This is a genomic window from Candidatus Nitronereus thalassa (assembly GCF_032191465.1).
In the GTDB taxonomy this organism is placed as follows: Bacteria; Nitrospirota; Nitrospiria; order Nitrospirales; family UBA8639; genus Nitronereus; species Nitronereus thalassa.
The window spans coordinates 547,300-573,181 of the sequence record NZ_JAQOUE010000002.1 but is presented as its reverse complement, the minus strand read 5'-3'; the positions used below and the strand labels follow the sequence as shown (position 1 = coordinate 573,181).

General features: G+C 49.4%; 29 protein-coding genes and 1 pseudogene. 17 read left to right on the top strand and 13 right to left on the bottom strand.

Annotation, left to right across the window (positions count from 1 at the left end; all coding sequences use genetic code 11):
- Nucleotides 1–138 precede the first annotated feature (138 nt).
- The 4 genes from PPG34_RS17965 (at nt 139) to PPG34_RS17950 (ending at nt 2,676) form a co-directional block, all read left to right on the top strand.
- Entirely contained in the window at nt 139–768 is a 630-nt protein-coding gene (locus tag PPG34_RS17965; RefSeq protein WP_313834828.1) for a helix-turn-helix transcriptional regulator, read from the top strand.
- A 251-nt stretch (nt 769–1,019) separates the two neighbouring features.
- The gene (locus PPG34_RS17960) at nt 1,020–1,709 is read left to right on the top strand and encodes an RNA polymerase sigma factor (protein WP_313834827.1); all 690 of its coding nucleotides are present in this window, start codon (nt 1,020–1,022) and stop codon (nt 1,707–1,709) included.
- Nucleotides 1,709–1,987 (top strand): anti-sigma factor family protein, encoded by a 279-nt coding sequence (locus tag PPG34_RS17955; protein ID WP_313834826.1) that lies wholly within the window; start codon nt 1,709–1,711, stop codon nt 1,985–1,987. The genes PPG34_RS17960 and PPG34_RS17955 overlap by 1 nt, the downstream gene beginning before the upstream one ends.
- A 110-nt stretch (nt 1,988–2,097) precedes the next feature.
- The gene (locus PPG34_RS17950) at nt 2,098–2,676 is read left to right on the top strand and encodes a thioredoxin family protein (protein WP_313834825.1); all 579 of its coding nucleotides are present in this window, start codon (nt 2,098–2,100) and stop codon (nt 2,674–2,676) included.
- A gap of 81 nt (nt 2,677–2,757) precedes the next feature.
- On the opposite strand, the gene bufA2 (PPG34_RS17945) is transcribed toward PPG34_RS17950, so the two are convergent.
- From bufA2 (PPG34_RS17945) to PPG34_RS17925, 5 genes are all read right to left on the bottom strand, one after another.
- On the bottom strand, nt 2,758–3,060 hold the full coding sequence (bufA2, locus tag PPG34_RS17945; protein ID WP_313834824.1) for a BufA2 family periplasmic bufferin-type metallophore: 303 nt from the start codon (nt 3,058–3,060) through the stop codon (nt 2,758–2,760).
- 54 nt (nt 3,061–3,114) lie between these two features.
- Nucleotides 3,115–3,396, bottom strand: coding sequence for a BufA2 family periplasmic bufferin-type metallophore (gene bufA2, locus PPG34_RS17940; RefSeq protein ID WP_313834823.1), 282 nt, complete (start codon nt 3,394–3,396; stop codon nt 3,115–3,117).
- A 184-nt stretch (nt 3,397–3,580) separates the two neighbouring features.
- Nucleotides 3,581–4,354 carry a DUF3047 domain-containing protein gene (locus PPG34_RS17935; RefSeq protein WP_313834822.1) on the bottom strand — a complete coding sequence of 258 codons (774 nt, stop codon included), beginning with the start codon at nt 4,352–4,354 and terminating at the stop codon, nt 3,581–3,583.
- A 33-nt stretch (nt 4,355–4,387) separates the two neighbouring features.
- Complete coding sequence (locus PPG34_RS17930; RefSeq protein WP_313834821.1) at nt 4,388–5,941, bottom strand: mercuric reductase; 1,554 nt, start codon at nt 5,939–5,941, stop codon at nt 4,388–4,390.
- A gap of 83 nt (nt 5,942–6,024) precedes the next feature.
- The gene (locus PPG34_RS17925; RefSeq protein WP_313834820.1) at nt 6,025–6,741 is read right to left on the bottom strand and encodes a TVP38/TMEM64 family protein; all 717 of its coding nucleotides are present in this window, start codon (nt 6,739–6,741) and stop codon (nt 6,025–6,027) included.
- 284 nt (nt 6,742–7,025) lie between these two features.
- Between PPG34_RS17925 and PPG34_RS17920 the strand changes: the two genes are divergently transcribed.
- Nucleotides 7,026–7,793, top strand: coding sequence for a TVP38/TMEM64 family protein (locus PPG34_RS17920; protein WP_313834819.1), 768 nt, complete (start codon nt 7,026–7,028; stop codon nt 7,791–7,793).
- Between the two features lie 11 nt (nt 7,794–7,804).
- On the opposite strand, the gene PPG34_RS17915 is transcribed toward PPG34_RS17920, so the two are convergent.
- Nucleotides 7,805–9,181 (bottom strand): dihydrolipoyl dehydrogenase family protein, encoded by a 1,377-nt coding sequence (locus PPG34_RS17915; RefSeq protein WP_313834818.1) that lies wholly within the window; start codon nt 9,179–9,181, stop codon nt 7,805–7,807.
- A gap of 100 nt (nt 9,182–9,281) precedes the next feature.
- Between PPG34_RS17915 and PPG34_RS17910 the strand changes: the two genes are divergently transcribed.
- On the top strand, nt 9,282–9,686 hold the full coding sequence (locus PPG34_RS17910) for a tetratricopeptide repeat protein (protein ID WP_313834817.1): 405 nt from the start codon (nt 9,282–9,284) through the stop codon (nt 9,684–9,686).
- 50 nt (nt 9,687–9,736) lie between these two features.
- On the opposite strand, the gene PPG34_RS17905 is transcribed toward PPG34_RS17910, so the two are convergent.
- Together PPG34_RS17905 and PPG34_RS17900 are read right to left on the bottom strand one after the other, a co-directional pair.
- Nucleotides 9,737–10,642, bottom strand: coding sequence for a hypothetical protein (locus tag PPG34_RS17905; RefSeq protein ID WP_313834816.1), 906 nt, complete (start codon nt 10,640–10,642; stop codon nt 9,737–9,739).
- 222 nt (nt 10,643–10,864) lie between these two features.
- Nucleotides 10,865–12,007, bottom strand: coding sequence for a DUF2914 domain-containing protein (locus tag PPG34_RS17900; protein ID WP_313834815.1), 1,143 nt, complete (start codon nt 12,005–12,007; stop codon nt 10,865–10,867).
- Between the two features lie 140 nt (nt 12,008–12,147).
- Between PPG34_RS17900 and PPG34_RS17895 the strand changes: the two genes are divergently transcribed.
- Nucleotides 12,148–12,597: a methyltransferase family protein gene (locus PPG34_RS17895; protein ID WP_313834814.1), complete on the top strand. Its 450-nt coding sequence runs from the start codon at nt 12,148–12,150 to the stop codon at nt 12,595–12,597.
- Nucleotides 12,598–12,624: 27 nt separating this feature from the next.
- On the opposite strand, the gene PPG34_RS17890 is transcribed toward PPG34_RS17895, so the two are convergent.
- Complete coding sequence (locus PPG34_RS17890) at nt 12,625–13,938, bottom strand: tetratricopeptide repeat protein (protein ID WP_313834813.1); 1,314 nt, start codon at nt 13,936–13,938, stop codon at nt 12,625–12,627.
- 398 nt (nt 13,939–14,336) lie between these two features.
- Between PPG34_RS17890 and PPG34_RS17885 the strand changes: the two genes are divergently transcribed.
- From PPG34_RS17885 to dinB, 4 genes are all read left to right on the top strand, one after another.
- Nucleotides 14,337–15,641 (top strand): cyclic di-GMP phosphodiesterase, encoded by a 1,305-nt coding sequence (locus tag PPG34_RS17885; RefSeq protein WP_313834812.1) that lies wholly within the window; start codon nt 14,337–14,339, stop codon nt 15,639–15,641.
- A gap of 245 nt (nt 15,642–15,886) precedes the next feature.
- Nucleotides 15,887–16,489, top strand: a complete 603-nt coding sequence (locus PPG34_RS17880; RefSeq protein ID WP_313834811.1) for a hypothetical protein — start codon at nt 15,887–15,889, stop codon at nt 16,487–16,489.
- Nucleotides 16,490–16,619: 130 nt separating this feature from the next.
- Nucleotides 16,620–17,222, top strand: a complete 603-nt coding sequence (locus tag PPG34_RS17875) for a nitroreductase family protein (protein ID WP_313834810.1) — start codon at nt 16,620–16,622, stop codon at nt 17,220–17,222.
- A 373-nt stretch (nt 17,223–17,595) separates the two neighbouring features.
- A complete protein-coding gene (dinB, locus tag PPG34_RS17870; protein WP_313834809.1) occupies nt 17,596–18,864 on the top strand; it encodes a DNA polymerase IV in 1,269 nt (422 codons plus the stop codon).
- Here the strand turns inward: dinB and PPG34_RS17865 are convergent.
- Nucleotides 18,861–19,415 (bottom strand): redoxin domain-containing protein, encoded by a 555-nt coding sequence (locus PPG34_RS17865; RefSeq protein WP_313834808.1) that lies wholly within the window; start codon nt 19,413–19,415, stop codon nt 18,861–18,863. The genes dinB and PPG34_RS17865 overlap by 4 nt on opposite strands.
- Before the next feature lie 110 nt (nt 19,416–19,525).
- On the opposite strand from PPG34_RS17865, the gene PPG34_RS17860 reads away from it, so the two are divergent.
- Both PPG34_RS17860 and PPG34_RS17855 read left to right on the top strand, forming a co-directional pair.
- Nucleotides 19,526–20,200, top strand: a complete 675-nt coding sequence (locus tag PPG34_RS17860; protein WP_313834807.1) for an SOS response-associated peptidase — start codon at nt 19,526–19,528, stop codon at nt 20,198–20,200.
- Nucleotides 20,201–20,202: 2 nt separating this feature from the next.
- Nucleotides 20,203–20,724: a 2'-5' RNA ligase family protein gene (locus PPG34_RS17855; protein ID WP_313834806.1), complete on the top strand. Its 522-nt coding sequence runs from the start codon at nt 20,203–20,205 to the stop codon at nt 20,722–20,724.
- Here PPG34_RS17855 and PPG34_RS17850 read toward each other — a convergent pair.
- Both PPG34_RS17850 and PPG34_RS17845 read right to left on the bottom strand, forming a co-directional pair.
- Nucleotides 20,721–21,506 carry a 3'(2'),5'-bisphosphate nucleotidase CysQ gene (locus PPG34_RS17850; RefSeq protein ID WP_313834805.1) on the bottom strand — a complete coding sequence of 262 codons (786 nt, stop codon included), beginning with the start codon at nt 21,504–21,506 and terminating at the stop codon, nt 20,721–20,723. The two genes, PPG34_RS17855 and PPG34_RS17850, sit on opposite strands and share 4 nt — an antisense overlap.
- 102 nt (nt 21,507–21,608) lie before the next feature.
- On the bottom strand, nt 21,609–22,184 hold the full coding sequence (locus PPG34_RS17845) for a hypothetical protein (protein ID WP_313834804.1): 576 nt from the start codon (nt 22,182–22,184) through the stop codon (nt 21,609–21,611).
- Between the two features lie 105 nt (nt 22,185–22,289).
- Here PPG34_RS17845 and PPG34_RS17840 point away from each other — a divergent pair, with 105 nt between their 5' ends.
- From PPG34_RS17840 to PPG34_RS17825, 4 genes are all read left to right on the top strand, one after another.
- The gene (locus PPG34_RS17840) at nt 22,290–22,763 is read left to right on the top strand and encodes an MOSC domain-containing protein (protein ID WP_313834803.1); all 474 of its coding nucleotides are present in this window, start codon (nt 22,290–22,292) and stop codon (nt 22,761–22,763) included.
- An 8-nt stretch (nt 22,764–22,771) separates the two neighbouring features.
- Nucleotides 22,772–22,999, top strand: coding sequence for a hypothetical protein (locus tag PPG34_RS17835; RefSeq protein ID WP_313834802.1), 228 nt, complete (start codon nt 22,772–22,774; stop codon nt 22,997–22,999).
- 529 nt (nt 23,000–23,528) lie between these two features.
- Nucleotides 23,529–23,786, top strand: coding sequence for a hypothetical protein (locus tag PPG34_RS17830; RefSeq protein ID WP_313834801.1), 258 nt, complete (start codon nt 23,529–23,531; stop codon nt 23,784–23,786).
- A gap of 425 nt (nt 23,787–24,211) precedes the next feature.
- Nucleotides 24,212–24,538 carry a hypothetical protein gene (locus PPG34_RS17825; protein ID WP_313834800.1) on the top strand — a complete coding sequence of 109 codons (327 nt, stop codon included), beginning with the start codon at nt 24,212–24,214 and terminating at the stop codon, nt 24,536–24,538.
- On the opposite strand, the pseudogene PPG34_RS17820 reads toward PPG34_RS17825, so the two are convergent.
- Nucleotides 24,485–25,597 (bottom strand): annotated as a pseudogene (locus PPG34_RS17820) (IS110 family RNA-guided transposase). The gene PPG34_RS17825 and the pseudogene PPG34_RS17820 sit on opposite strands and share 54 nt — an antisense overlap.
- Between the last annotated feature and the right edge of the window lie 285 nt (nt 25,598–25,882).

The window sequence follows — 25,882 nt, the reverse complement described above, 5'->3', positions numbered from 1 at the left end:
CAATCATGGGGTGGTTGAGAATTCCCACGGATTTGAAATCGGCATTTTCCATCAACTTGGGGGCCCTACCTGAATGGTTCGTAAGGCATGCATGAAACAATGTTCCACGCCAGTTTGATGACCAGGAATCGATAAGTAATGACTCATAAAGTATCCAAGCAACAAGCCAGTGTAAATACCGAGGTTTTCCTCGAAAAAATTGTGGAAAAACGTGCGGTCCCTGGGGTGCTGACGTTAACAGGGTCCATGTGTCTGTTGTTTATGAATTCCGAGGCAGAGGACATATGCCATCGTGTGTTACAAGAGCAGGGGAACTCTGGTCATGAATCGACAGGAAATGGGGGCATTCCAAAAGATATTCAAGACTTGTGTCATGCCCTGCAGCAGGAAATTCAACCTGGGGGTGATTCAAAGGAGGACGAAGAAATACAGTTGCGTCGAGTGATTGGTGAGGCCTCTCATCCCATTTTGCTTCGGGGGTTTTTGATCCCTGGCCAGGATGAACATGAACCTCGGTTTTTAATTCTCTTAGAAAAACTTGGCCGGCGGACCCAAGTCCCTACTGATGAAGCCAAAAAACACTTCAATCTCACTGATCGTGAACACGATATTGTGATTCAACTTGCGGATGGGCGGACGAACAGGGAAATCGCCGATTCATTGAATATTAGTGAGCATACTGTGAAAGAACATATTAAACATATTCTCAAAAAGACGCAGTCTTCCACGAGGACTGGAATCATGGCACAGATATTGAAATTTTCTTGATTGCTAGTCATTTCGGCTTGCCTTGCCCACCCCATTTTGCCGAGTTGTATTCAAGCTTTCCCTTCTCCGTCTGTTTATTTTTTTCTGATATCAAGAAAGCTGATGGGGGCTTACTCCAATCCGCTTGGTCTTGATTCATCACCCCTCCCTAGCCATAATGCTTCCGGCTCATAGCAGACTCGGTTCCTTTGCTTGAATGCGTGCCGGTATCCCCCACGTGTGCCGATGGATGAGAAAATCGGGAAGGCATTATGCAGGAAGAGGATACTCAACAATCGTCGGGCTCCCCTTCCGGAAAATGGAAGGAGGAGCAGGTGCTCGTGGAAGCATTACGACAAGGGAATGAATCAGCCTTTGGGTTTTTGATTGAGACATACTATGGGGCGTTGTTACGCTTAGCCATGGCCTATGTGCCTTCTCGAGCTGTGGCTGAGGAAGTGGTGCAAGAAACTTGGCAGGGCGTCTTAGAGAGTCTCCCACGGTTTGAAGGCCGGTCATCGTTGAAAACGTGGATGTTTCGGATTTTGACGAATAGGGCCAAAACTCGCGGCCAGCGGGAGCGGCGGTATGAGTCTCTGGATTCAGGCGATGGACAGGGAGAGGGTGATGATGAAGGATGGAGAGAACCAGACCGATTTATTCAATCCGGTGCCTTAGCCGGTCATTGGTCAACTCTGCCCAGTATGTGGGATGAGGAAACCCCTGAAAGGCTCTTACTTTCAAAAGAAAGCCGTGTGCTTATCCAACAAGCCATTAATGCCCTGCCGCCGGTTCAGCGCCATGTAATGACTTTGCGGGATATCGAAGAACTGGATGCAAAAGATGTCTGTAATATTTTGGAGATTACGGAGACCAATCAACGGGTTTTGCTCCATCGAGCCAGGGCCAAAGTGCGGAAATTCATCGAACAGCAACTAATTGAAAAGAAAGCAACCCATTGATGTCGAACGAACTGAAAGGTCAAATCATGCATTATATGGCGGGAAATTTTTCCTGCCAGGATTTGGTGAATTTAATGACGGATTTCCTGGAGGGAAGTTTGTCCTTTTCAGAACGACTTCGTTTCCAAATCCATTTGGGTTTTTGCCGAGGTTGCCGCGCGTATTTGTCTCAAATGAAGACAACGATTCGCACGCTTGGGCAGCTTCCTGCGGAACCCATACCTGACGATATTCGAGAAGAATTGCTTAAACGATTTCGGACATGGAAAAAGGAGTAACCATTGTAGCGATTGGCAGCCCGATTTCCTTGGAAGTGATAGCTGGGGCTGCCTTCACTCTCGCTCTTCCCTGTTTCCAATCTTTTTGTAATTAGAAGGAATCATTCGCGATGGCTTTGACCAAATCCACAATGTTGCCACTAGGAACTTCCCTCCCCCATTTTGAGTTGCCGGATGTGGTGACGGGAAAACAAATATCCTCAACTCAACTTGCTGGATATCCTGGCACCCTAGTGATGTTTATCTGTCGGCATTGTCCCTATGTCATCCATGTGCAAGAAGAGATTGCTCGGTTGGGAAAGGAATATGGGGAAAAAGGGATTACAATGATTGCCATCAGTAGCAATGATATAGAAAATTATCCTGATGATCGTCCAGAGCAATTAAAAGCGATGGCGCAGGAGAACGGGTTTTCCTTCCCCTACTGCTATGATGAAGGACAGGAGGTTGCCAAGTTATTTACCGCAGCTTGTACGCCAGATTTTTTTCTTTTTGATGACAATCAACAGTTGGTCTATCGTGGACAGTTAGATGACAGCCGTCCTGGCAATGGCAAGCCGGTCACGGGAAAAGACTTGCGAGCTGCGATGGATGCGGTGTTGGCCAAACAACTCGTCTCTCAGGATCAAAAGCCTAGTGCCGGATGTAATATTAAATGGAAGGCAGGGGGATCTCCGAATTATTTTTAGCAAAACCTCTTGTTGGATAAACAAAAAAGGCTGTGCGTCTCGGGATGATGCACAGCCTTTTTGTTGCCATTTTGGAAAGGGTTAGCCTTTGTGTTTCATATTCTCTGGCATCGCCTTCCAGGTGCTGCCTTTAATATCGCCACACATAGCTTTTGACATTTTGATCCAGCCCTTACCTTCACAAGAGTTTTCACCGGAGCAATCGTGTGTGGCGGACGCACAGTCTCCCTTGCCTTTACAGGCATTGACGCCGTGGCATTGTCCCAGGGCGGCATGGGAGCCCCCTTTGCCATAGACTCCATGGCTATCATGATGGGCACATCCAGCGGCAAGTAAGAGACCCGTGAGTGCAGCGCTGGTCAGTAAACGATGTTTTGAATTCATAGTCGGTCACCTCCTGATCAACAAATATTTTTCGATGCTAACCCTGCTCCAGAATTAGCTCTTTTGGGGCATGGGAGTCCACTTCCCGTCTTTCAATTTTTCACACATTTCCTTGGACATCTTTAGCCAGCCTTTCCCTTCGCAAGAGTTTTTCCCTTCACAGGAATGACCGGCCCCTTTACAGGCACCATGTCCCTTGCATGCGTTCACGCCATGACATTGGCCTGCGGCAGAATCGCCATGCCCCCCTTCGTGGCCAGGCCCTGCATGGGCGGTTGAGGCAAGCAACAGACTGGAGAGCGCAGTGCTCACAAGAATAGATTTTGTGGATATCATGATGAACTCCTCCTTGTGGAATGATAGGTCCCTCAAAATGAGCGATGTGGTTAGGGTGATAATACCCCACAGCTTTGGGGTTGGGCTCCTAGTGTTCCTGGTATGTCAATAAAAAGGATTATATGTTACGCCCTTCATAAAAATATTTCTGTGAAGAACCTTACAAATTCCAGCAGGCGACGGTTTATTCTGATGTGGCCGATTGTTTGAAAAGAATATCTCCAAAATATGCGATGGCGGATTCTTTGGTGTTGTCGGTGTCTGTCATGATGGCCACACCGGAAATATGTGTCGGTTCCTCCCCAAAAGCTTTCTTGTAGTCTTCGTACACATTGTGTTCCTCCATGACCCATTCGCCGACGCGTTGGCTTCCGCTTTGCGTCACGATCATTTGAACGTAATCCGTATAAGGGTTGGGCACTACAGCACCAATCGGAGCCTTACTTTCCCAGATATAATTGATGGCCCCGGTTGGGGGATATTGGCCATAGGCAAGGCGAATCAGTTCGAATTTGGCCTTTTCGAAAAATCCCACCTTGCTGCTATCGTATTCAAAGGTAATGTAAATTCTGGCAGGGTAATCGTCGCCTTCTTTTTTAGTGACATCACTACCTTGAATAATGTTTTCTATTTTCCACCGCCATTGAACGATGGGAAATTGTTTAGGATCAATCTTCATCTTTCGAGTGAGCCCAGATGATGACTGCTTGCTGGTGGCTTTGACCACGACGGTGCCACCATCTTTGACTAACTCGTAGGCGGTGTGTTGAGGAATTTTTTCAAAGGTGAGGGGTTCCCATCCTTGAGGAAAAGATCCTTCCGGCTCGGCAGATGAAAATAATCCTATTTCTAATTTTTCTTCAGCTATGGCACTAGGCAGCCACAAGGTACTAATGAGACAGAGGAAAAAGCCAAAAATGCTGAGAGGTTGAGGGCTATAGCGATGGAGGTCAGACATGGTTTAGGCCTTTTTGCCATAGGGCATTGGGGGTTATCGCATGCGGGCAAAGAGTTTCGTCAGGAATTTTTTCTTGCCTTCGGTGAACGTGGTTTTTCGCCAAGCATTCGCCACTTTTTTTATCACCTCAGCCTGCGTGGGATACGGGTGGATCGTGCCGGTAATTGTGCTTAGGCCTAATCCACCCTTCATGGCCAAAGTAATCTCGCTTATCATATCGCCCGCATGGGCTGCGACAATGGTGGCGCCGAGAATCGTATCTGTTCCTTTCTTGATATGGACTCGTGCAAATCCTTCATCTTCCCCATCTAAGATCGCACGATCGACTTCATCCAGTTTAAATGTGAAAGTGTCCACCTCCAGGCCCTTTTCTTTTGCCTCCTGCTCATAGAGTCCCACATGGGCAATCTCGGGGTCGGTATAAGTGGCCCAGGGGATGATGAGGGAGTCCGTGCTCGCATAGCCCAATCCAAAGGGGTGGGGGAATAAGGCATTTTGGATCACAATTTGCGCCATAGCATCCGCTGCGTGGGTAAACTTAAAGGGAAAACAGATGTCGCCTGCTGCGTAGATTTTTGGATTGGATGTTTGGAGCTTGGAATTTACTTTGACGCCGGATTGTTTGTCGAACTCGACACCCACGGTGTCCAGGCCGAGGTTCTCGACATTCGGCGCTCGTCCGATGCCGACAAGAATTTCATCAAACACACGTTCCTTGTTTTCTCCATCTTGTTCGAAGTGTACGATCTTCTCTTGTCCGCGCGTTTCTATATTTGTGATGTTTGAATTAAATACGAAACATTGCCCCTCCTTGGACATTTGTTTTTGCACGATCTCGGCGGCATCGGCATCTTCACGCGGAAGGATATGATTGGTTCGTTCGAATAAGCACACTTGGCTCCCAAAACGAGTGAAGGATTGGGCCATCTCGCAGCCGATGGGGCCGGCGCCAATAACGGCAAGTCTTGGGGGAAGTTCCGTGAGCGAAAAGATCGTTTCATTGGTGAGATACCCGGCCTCTTCAAGGCCGGGTATTGGTGGCGCGGCTGCGCGAGCTCCCGTGCAAATTACTGCCTTGGCATATTCGAGGGTTTTACCGGCGACTTCCACGGTTCCCGGTCCGGCAAACCGACCTTCCCCGATAAACACATCGACGCCCAGCCCCTTGTAGCGATGAGCAGAATCGACATGACTGATCTTGGCACGCAATTTACGCATTCGAGCCATGGCTGTGCCGAAATCCCGCTTGACTCCCTGTGGAATATGCAGACCGAACTCTGCGGCATGGTGTATTTCCGCCCACACACGGGAGGCTCGAATCACACCTTTTGAAGGCACGCATCCGACGTTGAGACAATCGCCACCCATCAAGTGGCGTTCAATCAACGCCACTTTTGCTCCCACTGCCGCTGCTACCGCTGCAGTCACGAGTCCCGCAGTACCCGCCCCAATGACGACCAAGTTGTATCGTCCAGTGGGCTCAGGATTGAACCAGGTTGGCGGATGCACATTGTTGATTAAGGCATGGTTGAACTCATCCATGGGGGGTATTTCGACTAAGTCGTTTCTTTGGGTACCTGTTTGCATGAGTCATCCTTCCTGAAAGGACCTTACTGCGCTTTACACCATGGCTTGTTGGTGTGTCGTTACTATTCTGGAAATGGTTGTCTTCATTGGGGATTTTTAGTTTGATTGAATTTCCGATAAATGATGGGCATCAAAGCTAAGACGCCAAGCAGTGTAAACGCCAGAAGGACGGGAGGAGACGCAATCTCTCCCAATGAATTTATGGTACCCAGCTGCCTGCCGGCAAACGCAAAGACGAAACTACCTGGAATGATTCCCAGGGATGTTGCGGTGATATAAGTTCCGATGTTGATCCGGGTTAACCCGGATACCAAGTTGACAAGAAAAAAGGGAAACGCAGGAATGAGCCGCAAGGTCATGAGGTAACTAAAAGCATTTTTGGCAAATCCTGCTTGAATAGATTCTAGGCGGTCGCCAAATTTCTTTTCTACCCAATCGCGTAACAAGTAACGGGCGGATAAAAATCCCAGCGTAGCTCCTGTGGTGGCCCCGACATTCACCAACACTGTTCCTAGAAAACTTCCAAAGAGGAACCCCCCGGCCAAAGTCATGATCGCGCCACCTGGCAACGAAAAGCCTGTTTGAACAATATAAATCAGAATGAATAAGGCCATGGCCATGCCAAAATTGGCTTCGGTATAGGCCAGAAGTCTGTCCCGATTGCTCTTTAAGGCCTCAAGAGAGAAAAATTGTCCCAGGTCAAAATAGAAAAAAGCTCCAATGCCCAGCCCAAGAACGCTCAGGAGGACGATTTTCCCAAAGGGATTGGGAGCGGTATTGGGTAGCGAGGAGGTCGTCATGATTGTCTCCGTAGTTGATGGCGACATGGGTAAACCTCGTAACAATTATTGGTAAGAAATGACGGTGACGAGTGGGGAATGTCGGCCATTGTTCCTACAGTCTTGTCATCGGGGGAGTTGTTACAGGTTTTCGCCTTGCCGTGAACGTTCATGATTATGACAAAACAAAGTAAAAAAGCGTAGGCTTTCCGCTTCGAGGACGCAAGGCTCATCACAAAAGCTGGGTCACAGTGGTCTATGATTATGTATGGGAGTTGAATGCTTTTGGATTAAGGAATGACTTAATGAAAACTGCTCATGTGGTGAAACTGATAATTTTGCTCCTCTTAGTTTTTGGTGCCTATGGGATCGTTGAGTTTTTGGATGTCGATGTCCTGACCGAACCAGATTTCATCGTGAGTCAATTGGCATCCCTGGGGAGCTGGGCTCCTGTGGTATTCATCGGGCTCATGGTATTGGCAGTGGTCGTGAGCCCAATACCTAGCCTGCCATTGGACATTGCAGCAGGAATCACGTTTGGACCTTTTTGGGGTATGGTGTATGCCGTGACGGGAGCGGAGATCGGCGCCATTCTCAGTTTTCTCATTGGACGAGGATTGGGCCGCGAAGTGTTGGGCCGTTTATTCAAAACCAACGTCACTTTTTGTGAAAAGTGCTCTGATCATCATCTCCTGGGTCTCGTCTTCTTAGCCCGTCTCCTGCCCATATTTTCTTTCGACATTATCAGCTACGGTGCGGGTCTGACCAAGATGTCCTTGAAAGCCTTTGCCATCGCTACGCTTTTTGGAATGATTCCCCCGACGTTTGCGTTGACCTATTTGGGAGGAAGTGTGCCTACGTTACAATGGCCGGTGATTGTTTCTGGTGTGCTGTTGGCCGGACTTTTTCTTTTCTTGCCGAAGTTGATTCTTCGGAATCGATCCGCTTGGTGGGTGCGACTCATTCAAGGCGAGGCTCCTGTTGGGGTAGAGGTCACTTCAACTCCACCATCGCGGGCCCAAACAGAAGGCATCTGTCCATGGTGTGGAGCTGATGATTTCAAAGAGAAATAAATGGGATGCTGTTATTTAGGGATGCGTCCCAATAGTTCCTCTGCGGGATAGGTGATGATTTCGGCCAAGGTGGGATGATAATGGGGAATACGCATCAGATCATGAACCGTGCCGTAGAAATACATCACGGCAATGAGTTCATGAATTAACTCCGCCGCTTCTGGCCCAACAATGTGTGCTCCAAGGAGGGTTCCAGTGAGAGGATCGGCCAGGAGCTTCACATGCCCATGGGTCTCACCCAGCGTCATGGATTTCCCGTGATCGTTAAACGGATAGGATGCCGTCATGTAGGAAATATTCTCTCTCCTACATTCTCTTTCGCTCAATCCCACGCTGGCGACTTGTGGGTCGGTAAAAACGACCTGTGTTTTGAGTCGATCGTCATAGCGGCGTGGAGAATCATTGGCATGCATCGCATTCCATCCAGCGATTTCTCCTTGTTCAATCGCAATGTGTACAATCTCGTGTAGGCCATTCACATCGCCGACGGCAAAGATGTGGGGGTGATTGGTACGCATGGTCCTATCCACCACGACCCTACCCTTTTCTGTTTTGATCCCGGCCGCTTCAAGATGTAATCCATCGATATTCGGTCGTCGGCCAAGCGCTTGGAGGATAATCTCTGCCATGACGGTTTTTTCTTGTCCGTCATGGGTAAAGTGCGCGACTTTCTGTGTGCCATTCTTGGTAAACCGATGAAGTTGGGTATTGGTATAGACGGTCATGCCTTCCTCGCGGAATCGAGCCTCGACCGGTCGTGCCAAGTCTTCATCGCCCTCGGACATAATGTGCCGGCTGCGTTGAATGAGCGTGACCTTGGTGCCAATGCGTGAAAAGAATTGGGCCAGTTCCACGGCGACCGCCCCCCCGCCCAGCACGATCATGGATTCTGGTAAATCACGTAATTCCAATGCCTCATCACTCGTGATGTAGCCAACTTCTTCAAGGCCTGGTAGGGGAATGCGCGAGACAACCGAACCAGTTGAAATGATAAAGGCTTTCGCGGTCAGGGTCTGGGTTCCCACCTGAACCTCATGGGGTGAGACAAACCTTGCCCGCTCTTCGTACAGGGTAAAACGTGAATCCTTCAATGCCTGAATGCGGTCATCGGCAAATTCACCGATGAGCCGGGCTTTACGATCGATGATGGCGGAGAGATTGGCTTTTGGGGAAACGGAAGAAAGGCCGAATTCGTTGGCTCGCTTGATGAGCGCTATAATGTCGGATGACCGGAGGATGGTCTTGGTGGGCATGCATCCACGGAGAATACACAGACCGCCTAACGGGCCATGGTCGATAATACCGACATTCGCACCTTCGTCGCGAGCGGTTCGAGCGGCGGCGTAACCCGCCGATCCTCCACCGATGATTAAGACGTCATGCGTCATGGGTCGGCATGGTATCGTAATGTTGGACAGTCTACAATGGGGTCATGGTGAAAGGTAGGAGACTGCATTTTGCTGAGAGGTTTTGTAGGGAGGAAAAAGTATGCAACAGAGAATAACTCACTGCCTGATGATCTTAGGGAGTTTAGCTATGCTTTCGGGATGTGCCGCAACTACTGGTCCGCTCGCGGTTCTACCCATCTCAAGCCCAACGGCGGCTCAGCATAATCTTGAAGGGATTAGACTGTACAACGATGGAAAATGGAAAGGCGCGGAAGCACGATTCTTGGCTGCCGTGCAGGATGATCCACGATTGCCGGAGGCACATTTCAACTTGGCTCTGACGGAGCACAAGCTTGGTCATCATGATCAAGCGAGGAAACATTTCCAAGCCGCCGGAGAACTCGCCCCGAATAACAAAGAAATTGTGGAATCAACTATCTATCGCAATCACCTTGGCCTTTCCTCAACCTTCGAACGTCACCTTAGTGGCGGATACAGCTATTAGGGTTCCGCAAAAACTTTCGTACTTTTTGAGGACCTGGTTTTAAGAAACGCCTATGAGGTGCTTCGACTTTTTTTCTTTTCTTTCTCAACTTCGTCTGGTGAGAGGCTGCCGGCTCGGACGTTGGCGACTTTTTTCAGCAAGTCAAACCAGAAGGGGGCGCCTAAGGAAATGGCTATGGCAGTGATGAGGAGTCCCATGAATTTTTTGAAACCAAGATCCGCTATTGGAGGCGGAAATGTTTCCCATCCAAGTTGCAGGCCAGTTTTTTTAAGGTTCTCGAGAGTGAATGTTGGAATCGTGGTATCGGAGGCCCCGTTTTTGAGTTGTTCCGTCTGGGCCACGAGCATGGCTCGTAGAGAAGAATTTTGCGAAAGGGTTTTGGTGATCTCAAACGTATCGGCATTGGTACCAAAGGCCACGATGATGGCAATGACAAAGACAATGGCTTGAGTTCTTGCACGGAAACGACCCGAGGTGCCGACCATGGCTTCGTTGTACCACGCCTCAATATTCTTCTTGAGTTGCGTCATATTGTTGTCCGCCTCATTCGCGAGGACTCGTAAGGTTTCATAAAGCATGGACGGCGGGGAGGCTTGCCCTGGAGTTTGTGGAGGAGTGATAACCTGGCGAATATCCTGCATGGTGGTGGGGGTCTGAGGATCGGCTTTGGGCAAGAGGTCTAACAAGACGGTGGAGAAAATATGAGGAGGGACATAGGATGCCTGAAACTTGTTTCCATACATACTTTTGATGAGGGGGTGATTTTTAAAATTCTCCACGGCGTTTGAGTTGGGAGTATGCGTCAGAATGAATTCCAGTCCTTTGAGGAGGTTCCGGCGTCGCCGTTGAAAGATGCCTGCAGCAAATTCGTTCAGCCCGGTGCATACGAGACTCAGTACCAAGTAGATAAACATGAGGCCTAGTCCAATATCGAGGGCTTGAAAATTTCCCATCATCTGCTCCTTTCGGTCTTATGATATGGAACATCTCTCCGAGGAGGGAAACAGGTTATATGCCATTTTTGGGAAAGTAAATGAAGAATTCCTTTCCGGGGAAAGAAGCCAGTTTTAATGAGTTTTTTTAAGATTTGAATTATGAACGGGCGAGCTGTTGGGTGAAAAGAGGGATTGCTTCGTGTATCTAAACGGAAACACAGATTTAACTATCTGTATAGGCACTTAATAGGTGATGGTTTCATACTCAGGGTTTTCGGCCACCGACGCCTTGACCGAAAATTCTATGCGGTCGATGATTCGCTCATCTTCGGTTTCGATGGTGACTTGCCAGTCTCCAGGATTTACATGGTTTTTGACGGTATAGCTGCGATACCCGGCTTCTCGGCCACCGGAGATGGTGATAGGAATACGATCAGTAGTGTGGAAGGGACGTGCCTTTTCGGTTTCTATGGTTGACGTGGGTCGGTACTGCCAATGGTGGTAATTCGTGGTTTCTAATCTGACCGGGGCAAAGACTGAGATGAAGCAATAGGCTGGGCCTTCGCCTCGGATGACATCATCGGTATCTTTCCAAAAGTTGTACCAGGGCCCCTCCTCGAATGTCAGGTGGTAAGAATCTTCGATCTTTTCCACTTGATGATAGATGCCTGCAAATTTTAGTGAGAGTGGGACGGGTGGAATCCAATTCAAGAAATAAAATCCGGTGAAGATGGCGACGAGGCCTATGGCGGGAAGTCCAGTCAAGACCGGACTCCATGGATTTGGCACGGAGACTCCGCGATACGTCAACATGACCACCCGGAACACTACGGCGATGCTGAGCCCAACGCCAAGGAGGAACACCAAGGTGTTCATGTATCCTGTTACCACGGGCAGGAAAAACGTAAAGAAACTGAACGTGACTAATGCATATAAGGTGACTTGAAGGGTGAGGGTTGAGAAACGATGATGATAGAATTCATTGGCAACCAAGACAATCACGATAACGCCTAAAAAGATGGCCGAAGAATTCAACGATGCGCTTCGTGAGTATACGATTGCGTAGGCACTAAACAGGCTTCCAAATAAAAAATGGAGCGCCGGAATGTGATACGTTTTGGTTTTGTGTAGCAAGGAGAGTGGAGACCATGGGGACCTGTGGAGGGGAGCACTTGGCCAATCCTCCAATTTGGCGCGTCCCGTGAGGATGATTAGAGTGCCCAAGAGTGCGACATAGAGCAGCAAAATAAGATTGTCGAAGAGGCGATCAATTCTTGTGAGGGTGAGCGTGTCATACGTGACTCCGGCGCAAAACGAGAGAATTGGAGTGTAGGGTTTATCCAAAAAGGTTCGAAATGTTTTCAACGCTGGTACATTGAGGGACACGTTTCATACTCCTCTTGGCTGTTGGCACACCGTTTTCTTTCGCCGGATAGAAAGGGGGGCTTGAATGGGAGACGGAACATGGTTGGAGCCATAGGCTGGTTATTGAAATAATGTAATGAGGGTCAAGAGAGAATTCCAGGATGTATCAATCCAAGCATCAGGTCCAGTCCTATATATTTGTCGGCGTTCAATTTATCTGTTTGGGGTTGCTGGTGGTGACCGGCCCTTGGTTGGCATCGATTCCAGGGCTTGTGCTTTTGGAAATGAGTGGTGTCGTCCTTGGGTTGTGGGCAGTCCTAACCATGAAACTTCGGCATCTCAGTGCGTTCCCGGAGATCAAAGCCAGTAGTTCTCTCCAATCCCGTGGACCCTATCGATGGATTCGGCATCCGATGTATTTGGCCCTTCTCATGGTTACCTTGGCTATTGTGTGGGAGGAGTTTTCTTATGTCCGGGGCGGAGTCTGGATGGTGTTGTTCATCGATTTGATGTTGAAACTTCAATATGAAGAACGGTTGTTGGAAAAAACATTTCCTGATTTCCAGGACTATCAAACCCGTACCTTCAAATTGCTTCCTTGGATCTGGTGAACTGCTGGTTGGGTGATAAGGAAACCCTTAGGGTTTTTGAAGGGTTTGGAGTCGTCGTCGAGCATCCTCCGCATCAGCAAATTTGGCATTGAGCTCCAGGGCCTTTTCGAGTGCAGCCACGGCTTTCTCTGTATGCCCACGTTCGGACTCGACCACACCTAAGTGATAGAAGATATCTGCCTGCTCTGGTTCGAGAGTCGTCGCTTTACTCAGAACATCTGCGGCCTCATCCAGTTCTCCCCGTTTTCGGTGGACCCACCCTAATGTATCTTGAAAGGCGCTGACCTTGGGAGCCAGGGCCACCGCCTGTTTGGCCCAGGCTACGGCTTCGTCGAGTCGAGTGTTATGCTGCACGGAAATCCAAGCCAAATTATTAAGGGCAATGGCTTGTCTTGGGTCGAGGGAAATCGCGGTACGAAAGGAATCGACGGCTTGATCAAATCGCTTATTGCGTTCGTGGAGCAGCCCAAGTTTAACGTGAAGGGCTGGGATATTCGGGGAAATGTTGCGAGCCGCTTCATAATCTTCCAAGGCGTGAGTGTCCCGTTCTTGAATGATCGAGACATCACCCCGCGCAATATAGGCTTGTACGAATTTGGGTTGCGCATAAATGGATTGGGTGAATGCTGTGTGGGCGTCTTCAAATTGCTTTCGCATTAGGTGAATTCGACCCAACGCGAAAAAGGGAAGGGGATTATCTGGAGCAAGTTGCCCGGCCTCCTGAAATTTTTGGATGGCCTGTTCAATCTTTCCGGTATTGGCTAGGGCTGAACCCAGGCCAAAATGAGCCCCGGCATGCGAGACGTCTAATTCAAGGGCGGATTCATAGGCTTCGATGGCTTTTTGAGGTTGATTCGAACGTTGCAGATAGAAATCTCCCACCTCTAGCTGCAGATGCATAAGTTTGGGTTCGAGTTCAATGGCCTGTTGATAAGCGTTCTCCGCCTCCTCAAGACGGCCTTGTTGTGCCAGGTGCCGGCCCAACATTTGATGAATGAGGGCGTTTTTCGGAGCCACTTTCATGGCATCATGAATATATTTTTCGGTGACATCGGGGGTGCCTTCTTTGAACGCAATTTCGGCCAACCCGATCATGGCTCCCACGTGTGAAGGAGTTTTTTCAAGTGTGGTACGAAATGCCTGTTTGGCCATATCAAGGTCGCCCTTCGCGAGGGCCGCGACACCTTGTCGGTAGTCAATGGCTCCGGCCGGTGTTTTTGGTTGGTAAAGTGGGGTTCCGATAGTAGCGCTCCCGACCGGAATGGCTGCGAGCATAAAGACCATAAGCAAAAGAAAACCTATCCCAATGTTGACGGAGAATATTGGCTGGAGGCGATTCATAAGAAAACCTGATGCTAAGAGTTTGATAGCTGCGATGACTTCATTCTTTCAGAATACGAGATGAGGAGCTAGGCCGCAATGCCAATTTTCTGAAAAAAAGAAAGATTTCCATAAAAAGTTTTATGAGGTCGTGAAGAAAAAACCTGCTTGAAATTAAGTACACAAATACTTAAATCGAAAGGGGAATTCTAGATTTTTTGTAGGTATAATTTGCTAGTATAAACCTTTAGAAAACTGTTTTACCCAACATTAACGGGTAGCAATAAACAACAACGGCCAAATCCCAAAGCTCAAGGTCGAGGGTGTTTAACCGAAAAATTGATCAGTGGGGCATCCCTTCTTTTCAGCCCACAATTCTTGGATCATTTTGGTTTTCATTTCCATAACATCTTTTTCTTATGAAGCGTCGCATCTCTATTGAACAACTCAAACCCGGAATGCATTTGGTGGGATTGGATAAGTCTTGGCTTCAATCCCCCCTCTGGATCCATCGTGGGCAAATCAAATCCCAAGCCGACATTGTGAAACTCCGCCAATCTGGAGTTCGTGAAGTCACGATTGATATTCAACAGGGGGCGGATGTCGAGAATTCTTATGGCAATCTGAACACAGGTGAAGTTCTCGGGGAAGGGGAAAATTTGCCAGTGGGGGGTGCGCTTAAGCTCCCCCAGGAAAGCCAAGCAGGTGGGGATTCATTGGGGGCGGCTAGAAACACCTTTACTCTGACTGCCTTTGAAGATGAACTTCGGGTGGCTCAGGAAGTCCGCACTGAAGCTATTTCTGCGATCAAGCGGGTCTTTGAAGGGATCAAAACAGGTGTGGTGCTGGAGTCTGGACCCTTACGGGAAGTCACTCAAACTATATTTGATTGTTTAAAGGTTCGAGAAGGCGCCTTATTGGCTGATGCACAACTGCAACGTATGCGACAATTTGATGCCACGCTATTTTCCCATTCTGTGGATGTGTGCGTGTTGGCTTTGGTTGTGGGCTATCGTTCCCAGATGTCTGCGCTTCAATTGCACGACTTGGCGCTCGGTGCATTGCTCCATGATGTGGGCCAACTCCGACTTCCTCGAAATCTTCTTTTAAAAAAGGGAACCTTTACTTCGGAAGAACGCAATTTGTATTTAAACCACCCGAAGCTTGGCTCGACGCTCATGTCCAAGGCAGAGGACGTTTCGGAAGTCTCCCGACGTATCGTGTTGGAACATCATGAACGCGTCAATGGTAAGGGATATCCTTGGAAGCGACAAGGCAATACCATTAGCCTGCTTGCTCAGCTGGTGGGATTAGTGGATCGATATGATGCCTTGGTCAGCAAACGGGGAAATCGTCCACCGCTTCCCCCCGCGCTGGCGGTTCGCCGATTATATCAACTGGGGTTAGAGGGCGAGTTTTCCATGGAGTGGGTGGAAGCCCTTGTGCAAAGTTTGGGGCTTTATCCCGTGGGAAGCTTGGTTGAACTTACCACTGGGGAGCGGGGATGGGTGGTGTCGGTGAATCAAGCAGATCACATGCTGCCTATGGTGAAACTTGTCTGGAATAAAGGCAGAAAAAAGTTAGACTCACCTTATCTAGTGGAATTATCCGAATATAAAACCGGCAGTAAGCCCGTACGAGTCGAGCGAATTCTAAATCCTTTTGAAGAGGGCCTGCAGGACGATTTGTGTTTTGTGTCCGAGATGCAACACGCCACCTCCTGAACACACTGTCTTTCCCTTCCAATTAATCAAGCGATCCGCACAAGCTGCGGTTTCATTCATCACAATTGTTGGAGTACACATCCTTCCCTCCGGGTATTTCCATACACGAAAAGCATTCGAAAGGAATCACTGATTCGTGTACCCTATCTCCTGGGTTGTTCATGGTGCGTCTGAACGGTAGGATATCGTGGGCGTGAAATCGGCAGGTTTCAATGATGGATGTTCCTAGGATGTAACGTGTCACCGTGATTTACTTTCAAACCAAACCTGATGTCGTATTTGAAGCCATCTTGCAAGAAGCCTTGGTGAGTGAAATGACCGAAGTGAGGATGGTGGCCGATGACGCGGCGATTGATTCGTGGGAAGGGCTCTATCCTGAAACTTCCACCTTCTGTGGCCCCTACAAGGCCGTTCGTCTTATGGCACAATTATTAGCCGCGATCCGTGATGCGTCGGTGTATCAATTGACGGATATTCATTGGCTTTTACTCTACGAATGTCTCAGGAATTTTTGCGCAACCCATAATGATTTGGTGGAAGATGACCCCCAGGCTTTACGACCGATCGGTACATTTCAAATTGGTTTCTTGGATGGAACGGCCATCGTGGATATTTATTTTTGGGATACGGATTTTTTACTGAGGCCCATTCGGGGTGATTGGAAAAATATTGAATGCGATGTTCTTCGTGAAGAGAACATCGAGGTGCAAACCCAAGATCTTTCAGTAGATTCGATCGAAGATGATGTCCCTCTGTTGGAAATGGTGGATGAGGTGGCCTGGATTGTTCCCGAGCCTTCAGCGTTTTTTCGTGCAGGTTCCACCCAATATCCTGATACGAGAGGGTAGAGGAACCTTCAGGCACATGGGTAAAGTAACTTTCAGGAATGAAGTTATAAGTGCAGGCAGGTATTATGATGGAAGAAGTGTTCAGCTTAGAATTTGTGAATATCTAAAAATCCAATAAGGAATATAGCTTATGGAAAAACCCGCTGATACAAATTACTCGCTTCACGATCCCATTCAGCGACGGTGGAGTCCTCGCTCCTTCATCGATCGTCCAGTTGAAAAAGACGATTTATACCGTCTTTTCGAAGCTGCGCGGTGGGCCTCTTCCTGCTTTAATGAGCAGCCCTGGTACTTTATCGTGGCTACCAAAGACACTCCCCAGGAGTATCAACGAATGCTGTCGTGCTTGGTTGATGGTAATCAAGAATGGGCCAAATTGGCTCCGGTGTTAATGCTGACAGTGGCCAAGTCCACCTTTGATCATAATGGCAAGGGGAATCCCCATGCGTGGCATGATGTCGGGTTGGCCGTCGGCAACTTAGTGATTCAGGCCACGGTCTTGGGCCTCAGCCTGCATCAAATGGCCGGGATTCTTCCAGATCGTATTCGAGAAGTATATGGTGTCCCGCAAGGGTTCGATCCCGTGACGGGGTTGGCCTTGGGGTATATGGGAGATCCCAACTTACTTTCAGAAGAATTAGCTGAACGGGAAAGAGCGCCACGCACAAGAAAGCCACTGGAGGGATTTGTTTTCACTGGCAAATGGGGAAATGCCTCGTCGATAGTGAAGTGAGGAAATTCTAGAGACTTTTTTTGTTAGATAGGGACAAATTTCTAATAATAGAGAAACAGTAATAGCCCATGATGATATGGATGCCGTTTAGATATTTGTGATATAAGGATTTATGGCTCCTAAAGTTCCCGTCGCCGTTATCAAAAACGATTTCAAGCATGAATCGAAGTTTCTGGAGACTTTTCAGGAAAACCAGGAATTTTACGCGTGGCAATATCATCTCAAATTTTTGAAGCGACAGGAGTTTCTTCGTCGTTCGGTTGCCAGGTGGCGGCCGGTTCCCGAACCTCCTAATTCTAATTAAATCTCCTTTTGGTTTTCTCCACATCGGGTTCCCTTTTCGTTTTTTTCTACAAGGCCTACAATGGGCCTCATGGCACCCAACATTCCTCCCAGGCAACATTCACGTTGGATTATCCATGTGGATATGGATGCATTTTATGCGTCAGTAGAGCAGCGGGATTATCCGGAGTATCGTGGGAAGCCAGTGATCGTTGGGGCTGATCCTAAGGAGGGCAAGGGACGAGGTGTGGTATCGGCGGCGTCTTATGAAGCCAGGAAGTTCGGTATTCATTCGGCACTTCCCATTGGTCAAGCCTATCGCCGATGTCCTCACGGTGTGTTCTTGCCTGTTCGCATGGCGAGGTATCAAGAAGTGTCCTCGCATATTTTTTCCATTTTTCATCGCTATACAGACTTGGTTGAGCCTTTGAGTTTTGATGAAGCGTTTCTAGATGTCACCGGGAGTCTACGATTATTTGGAACTCCGCAAGCCATTGGCGCGCAGATTCAACGGGATATTTGGAATGAGGAACATTTGATTGCGTCTGTGGGTGTAGCGACCACGAAATTTGTCGCGAAGGTAGCTTCGGACCTTCAAAAGCCACAAGGATTTGTGATGGTGCCGGCAGGAAGAGAACGAGCGTTTCTTCACGATTTGCCCATTGAACGGTTGTGGGGGGCCGGACCAAAGACGGCAAAACTTCTCCGTAGACGGGGATATGAGTCTATTGGCCAAGTGGCTTCGGCTTCTTGTGCGGAGCTTTCAGTCTGGTTAGGTAAGCAGGGTATGCATTTTTGGGAACTGGCAAATGGCATTGATGATCGCGAGGTGGTGCCGGAGGAAACGGCGAAATCCATTGGCGCGGAGTTGACGTTTGCGTCCGATACTTCGGACCTGGCGGTGATTCAGCAAACCCTGTTGGACTTGGCCCAACGGGTTGGGAGTCGGTTGCGGGCCGAAGGTGTTTCTGCCAAGACATTGACTTTGAAGTTTCGGACGGCCAAGTTTCACACGTTCACACGATCCTCTACCCTTTCGAGGTCCACCGATCAGGATGCCACTATTTATCGGATAGCCCTTTCCTTGCTGGATCGTCTGCCTTGCGCTCAGGAATCCGTCAGACTATTGGGCATTGCTGGTTCTCATTTGGGTAAACCAGAGGACTCTTCGCAATTAAACCTTTTTTCTTCAGCTCACGAAGCTGCCGTTCCGATTTCAAAAGCCCTGGATAGCATTCGGTCACGATTCGGGGACCAAGCTATTCAACCAGCCACACTACTTTCCTCCACTGATGGTGATGCGAGAAAGGAAACGAATCGCCAGAATGTTCATCCCAAGTCGGTAGACAATCTTCATTAGGATGAAGGGGATGAGTTTTCTTCAAGGAGTTGTCGTATTTGATGATCCGTTTCTGCATATCCACCTTCTCCGATTTTTACATATTGAATAATGCCCTGTTTGTCTATGAGGTAGAGGGTTGGCCAGTATCGGTTTCGATATTTTTTCCAGGTTTTAAAATCATTATCGATAGGGACAGCATAGGGTAGTTTGTGCTCGTTAATATATTGTTGGACGCTCTCCGTGGATCGTTCGTAGCTAAATTCAGGAGAATGAATGGCAATGATAACCAATCCTTTGTCGGCATACTTGGCGTGCCATTGTTTGACATAGGGTTCGATGTTACGGCAGTTGTAGCACCCGAAAGTCCAAAACTCGACCATAACCACCTTGCCGCGTAAATCCTTCAACCGCTGTGGCGGAGAGTTGAGCCATACGTCATTGAGTATGTCTGGCGCTGGGATTCCGGTTTGGGCATGAAGTGGAGGGGAGAGGGCAAGTATAGCAAGTAGTCCACCGAGGCAGACGAGGAGCACCATTTTAACTTGTTGCGTAGAGAATAAATTCTTCATGAGGGTGCCTCCTTCAAGCCCTGAGGGTTGCGTCACATTTTATCAATAGTCATAACATTGTCGCATTTATTACATGGCGACACGGTATAGTTGTTGGAGGCTGTTTGCCGATGTGCGGACGGTATACCTTAACCACTACCCCCGAAGTCTTGGCGGATCAATTCCAGTTTGAGGAATTGGCAGATCTGAAACCTCGGTATAACATTTCTCCTTCGCAAGTTGTGGCCTCTGTGAGAAAGCCTTCTGATTCAAAGACCCGTGAAGGTGTCGTGCTGCGCTGGGGATTGATTCCGTCCTGGGCAAAGGACTCCGCCATTGGAATGAAGTTGATTAATGCTCGTGCCGAAACGGTGGCGGAAAAACCCTCCTTCCGAAAGTCTTTTCAGCAGCGTCGATGCCTAGTCCTTGCGGATGGGTTTTATGAATGGCAAAAAAATGGCCGTGTGAAACAGCCATTTTACATTCGGATGCAAGATAAACGGCCCTTTGCCTTCGCCGGTCTATGGGATCATTGGACCAGTTCCGACGGCCAAGTCATTGAGTCTTGTGCGTTGCTCACGACCGAACCTAATACGCTCATGGCTCCTATTCATCATCGTATGCCGGTCATCCTTCTACCCACGTCCTATGACGAGTGGCTGGATCCTGAACTCAAAGACCCGAAGCGCCTTGCTCCCTTGCTGCAAGCGTATCCTTCGGAAGAAATGGTGGCGAATCCAGTCAGCCTTCATGTTAATAATGCTCGTTTCGATGATCCTCGTTGTATTGAGACCTTGGCGGAATAAACATGGCCAAATACTACCTGTGGCTCACGCCTGAGGGTGAGGCTGGTCATCTGTTGGCTCAAGTCATTCGTCAATTGAGCCAGCAGTACCAGGGGCCATGCTTTGACCCCCATATCACGCTATTAGGAGAACTCTTAGGAGATGAATCTCTTTTCTCGGAACGAGCCAATTTATTAGGAAAAAAACTTTGCCCCATTTCAATTGAACTTCAAGGGCCTGCTTTTGAAGATGAATATTTTCGCTGTTTGTATTTCAAGGTGAGAAAAAATTCAGAAATTCTTGACGCGCGAGAGCAGGGGATAGACTTCTTTTGCCAAAAGCTTCCGTTACCCTTTAATCCCCATGTCAGTGTGTTATATGGACTGTTTCCCGCAAGAGTTAAAGAAGAAATTATTGCAGCGCTTCCTTCCGACCTTCCAAAAAAGTTTATTGTGGAGGAGCTGAAATTGGTCCGAGCAGAATCCCTAAATCCGCAGGATTGGTATCCCGTTGAAACGATTCGGTTGCAGGGGCTATCGGATTAAGATTTTTTCTCCGGGCGTTTGGTCAAGAGTGTTTCAAAATCCTTGTGCCTGTTCTGTCGAGTAGCAAGAACTCCTCGGGAAATGGGGTCGGGTTGATTAAACGGGAGGGTCTTTCCAAATGAGTCAGTCACGATGCCCTGGCCTTCTTGCACTAACAGCCACCCTGCCGCAATATCCCATTCGTGCAACTGATCGTAGTTAATGGTGCCATCGGCCTGGCCGGCTGCCACGAGCGCTAAACTATAGGCGATCGAACCCATCGGTTGAAGGGTGGCATGGGCTTCGAGGGCCTTGAATTCCTTGCGGCCCAATCGAGATGGGTTTACTAAGATTCTCAGGGGTTTATCCGCTAAGGCGTTGGTCGTTACGGGCTTTCCATTGAGATGCAGTCCCTGTCCCTTGAGTGCAGAAAACAATTCCTCGGTAGCCGGATTATAAATAACTCCAAGAATGGGTTCCTGGTTTTCTATCAGGGCCACGGAGATGGAATATTGGGGAATGCCTTTAATGAAATAACTCGTACCATCGATAGGATCAATGATCCACACGCGGGATCGTTGTAAACGTTCATCCGTATCAGGACTTTCTTCTGACATCCACCCGTCGTTGGGAAATTGTTTCGAAAGGGTATCGTGCAAGATCTGGTTTACGGCAAGGTCTGCAGAGGTGACGGGTGAGCGATCTGCTTTTCGATGAGTTTCAAAACCGTTCTCGGCCAGTTCTAAGGTCCTGGCTCCCGCTTGTTTGACGGCATCCAAGACAATGTCGAGTTCCGTATTCATAGATGGCCTGGGTCCTTGGTTAAATGGTGCATGTGAACAAGATTTCGAGGCGGGGAGGAACAATCAGATGGTCTTGATGGATTTGAGGGAGAACCTTTCTCGTTATTGCCGAGTAAACATGAACGTGTGTGTGACCTTTTTTTTCCCTTTATCGTATAACGTCCATTGGTGGGTCATGTGGGAGTCATCCATGATCGTGATGGTGACTTCATGCATATGCATTTCATGGGGAGAGCGCATGCCAGTCCCGTCGACGTAGGTTAGGGTGATGTGTTTGGATGGGGCCCGTCCTTGAGTCTTCATTCGTGGTTGATTGCCGAGCATGCAATAATGCGTCATGACAAGGTCGTGGCCGTCTTGGGTGTACACGGATACCATTTCCTTGGGAGTGCCTGGGAATAATTGCTCCATCACCGCGGTGTCTTTGGCTGTGAGAGAATAACGTGCTGTGATCGTTTCTTCCCCGTCATAGGCTTTTCTCGTGCCTTGCCAAGTACCAACCAGCCCCTTAATTTGTTCAAATGGCGTGGGAGTGAGTGTGGGATGTTCGGCCCGCACCGGAGTTTCGGTGAGCGCGAAATTTCCAATCACGCATAGGGTAAAAAAAAGACGGGTGATGATGGAGTTTGAAGTGTTGTTTTCTGGCCGTCTGGTAGGACAAGCTATTCGATCGCGCATAGTGTTCATAAGTTAATATAAAGCTCACAACGGGTTTGAGTCAAAAGGAACCGAGTAAAGGTAACATTATCTTCAGTTTGTGTAAGAAATGGAGCGTTACGGGAAATGGGCAGGGTAGTCGCTCAACAAGATTCCAAGATTTCCGGGACACTTGAGGCGATTTGGATCAAGCGTATGAAGCGTGGCCCCATGGATTCGGTGGAAATGGCGACGTTGGAAAAGGACGTTGGGCTGATTGGAAATGCCAACCAAGGGGGGCGGCGTCAAGTGACCCTTATTGAGCGTGAAGTGTGGGATGGATTGATGAACGAAGTTGGAGGTGACTTGCCCCCGTCCGCGCGTCGGGCCAACTTGTTGCTTCGTGGCTTGAGCCTCCTGAAATCACGAAAACGAATTCTCTTAATTGGGCGATGCAGAATTCGAATTTTAGGCGAAACCAAACCTTGTGAACGAATGGAAGAAACTCTTCCAGGATTACAAGCGGCCATGGGGGCCTCTTGGGCCGGTGGGGCATTTGGGGAGGTGTTGGATGATGGAGAAATTTTGGTTGGGGATTCAGTGTCTTGGGTAGAGGAGTGATTTATTTTATGCGGGCTTTCGCGCCCACGCGACGAGGCACTTTTGTTTCGGCAAAAGTGCCCAAAACCATGTTTGCCTGTGCGCGGAACGACAGGGAGCTGGGCCATCTTCCCGAATCAGGATGGCGAGGAAACTCGCTCCGAGGTGCAAAACCACCTCTCCGCTCACACAGTCCTCGCCGAGATGTGGGATTCGGAACGGCGGCCCAGCCGCGCCCAACGCAGGAGACGGATTGAAACTTCAACTTCTAAATAAACGAAGGTCCACAGGAAGGTGTGTTACGCCAGTTTTAACCTCGTCATTCCCGCGGTTGTAAGCGGGAATCCAGGTTTTTCGTGGATTTGGATTGTGTTGCGAGTTCAGGTCATGGTGGTTCGTTGTTTGGGAATTATTATGCGGGCTTTCGCGCCCGCACGACGAGGCACTTTTGTTTCGGCAAAAGTGCCCAAAACCATTCTTGCCTGTGCATGGCCCTACGGGTCCCTCCGCCTCCGTCCCGAATAAGATGGCTCGGGAACTCGTTCCGAGGTGAAAAGCCACCTCTCCACTCAAACAGCCCGAGCCTAATAGTCGATTCGGGCCTGCGGCTCCGCCACACCCAACGCAGGATACGCCGTGATAAATGAAGCCATGGGTATACCCAATTGAAAAGACAACGACCCCGGCGTATTCTTCCGAAGAATCGATGGCGTGTTATGTGGACAAAAAGTCGAAAATCCTGTTCTTATACGGATCGGCCTAAACATTGTTAGAGGGAGGTTGTATATGCCAAGCAACGAAGAGATTTTCGAGAAATACACCAAGCGTCTTGAAGAACTGGAGCGTATCGTCTCGATAAAAGACGACCACATCGTCATCAACGTCTGCTATGAATACAACATCTCACTCTCGGACTGTAGAACTCACCAGCAAATTCTCAGTTGGGTACATCATCTATGCGAAAAAACGTGGATGGCACCCGAGGTTCTTGAGAAGTTTATTGAGGTGGCGTGTCGTGCCAATGGGCTTGAGTTGAAGAAGTGAACCCTTCTAACCTCGACGTGTTTCGTGCCGCTTCGCTCTGGAAAACACGTGGCTGAAGCTGGGCATTAGGATGTTAGAATCCAAAGTATTCTGATGGATAATTTCACCTGGAAAAGGTGCCGTTTCCCTTTTTTGAGAGGTAATTCAACTAGGTTGGGAACGGCATGTGTTTTGTGAGTGTTTCCCGCGTTGGGTGTGGCGGAGCTGGAGCCCCGAATCGACTTCTTTGGCGAAGACTGTTTGAACGGAGAGGTGGCTTTGCACCTCGAAGCGAGTTTCTGAGCCATCTTGATTCGGTGCGGAAGCGGAGGGACCCTGGAGACCTAACTTCTGAGTAAGGTCGGAAGGGCTGCGCGCGGGCGGAAATGGTTTTGGGTCCTTTTGCCGAAACAAAAGGGACTCGTCTGCAGGGACGACACCCTTCCATGTCTTTTGTCAAGAGATTCGCGCATACGCCGGCCATCCGTTTCCTCGAAACAGTGTATTGGCTACGGTTCAATGACGATCAAGGAGTTAGGTCGGGAGCCCGTGCGACTTTGGCGACGGTCGATCAAACTTCCCTTCGCGGGTTGCCACCGCATGAACGTGTGTCGTCGCGGAGCTGGCTCCGACTGCTAACGGGCATCAGCAGCGCTGGCCCACAGGGTTGTCGAGCATTCCCCGAACCGTTCGCACGCGCTCCCGCCGAACTCCTGGCCTCAGCAAGAGGCCGGCGTCAGGCCACGTCCCAAGGCCCAGATAAATCCAGATAGCTCGCGAGCAATGGCCGTAACGACAACGGTTGATTTCTTCCCCTTTCTCGTCAGTTGCCGATACCGGCGACACAGCCGCTCCTGCGCTCGTCAGGCCAACTCCCGCACCCACGTTGGTTGTTTGATGAGAATATCCGATTTATCCTGAGTCACACGCGCGGGATAGCGGTAGCTCCACGCGGCTTCAATCAACATGCGTCGGGCGTCGCGATTCCCTGTCTTGGTAATTCTCCCGCGACAGATTCGACCGCCACTGGAATGTTCGGATGGTGTCAGCCCTACATAACTCATCAAGTGCCGCGGCGTGGCAAAGCGGCTGAGATCCCCAAGGCAGGCCAAAATAGTGGCGGCGGAAACTAACTCCAACCCACGAAAGCTCCGTAACGCCTCAACTTGAGGCCCTAAGGACCAGGCCGGCACCAGGTCAGCTATACGAGCAAGCAAGGCATCTCGACGGGCCGTTCCGCTCCAAACAGCTTCCACATAATCCTGAAACACTATATTCTGGGCCGGCTCCTGAAAGCTCTGTGCCGCTAACCACCGTCGATGCCGACACGTCCACGGCTTTCGACCTGCCTCGTATACACGCCCATGTCGGAGCAGAAACGCGAGTAACTGTTGCCGGGCGCGCATCACATGCCGCATCGCATCCAGCCGGGCCCGCACGAGATCGCGCATCGCCTCATGGGTGGCGTCGGGTACCCACACCGCCGTCAATTCCCCCGCGCGATGCAACACGGCCAAGCGTTGCGCATCCCGGCGATCCGTTTTCACGCGATCCCCCGAGGCGATCGGAATGCGGGAGGGAGCGACCACCATACACGCATAGCCTTGGGCCAGGAGTTGCCGGTAGAGGCCGTATCCACAGGGCCCGGCTTCATAACAGAAGTCCAAGGTCCCATGCGTGGCTGCCAGCTTGTTGGCCATCTTGGCGATGGCTTCTGGTTTATGCACGATGTCCCCCAAAAACCGCACGTCTCCGCCTCGTTCATCGACAGCCACGGCCACCGCAATACTGTCCTTGAGCACATCTAATCCCACAAAGGCTCGTTGTTTCATGGTTCTGTCTCCTGTCTGAAGAATTGATAAGGTGCCCTCTCCACACTTGTAATATGCGGAAGGCAGCCATGCCAGACAAAAGACATACGGACTGCTATAAAAAAATCGAAACAAATCCTTTCATCCAATTGCTTACCTTCAGTGAAAAGCCAATATGGCTCCCAATTAAAAACGTCGGGAACGACGGGAAGGGGAATTCAGGGGCCACAGGATACTTCTAATTGCCAAATCCACCGCTCCCTTTCTTTTTTTTGTTTGCTATTTTATGGTTAAGTGGTGTGGCGT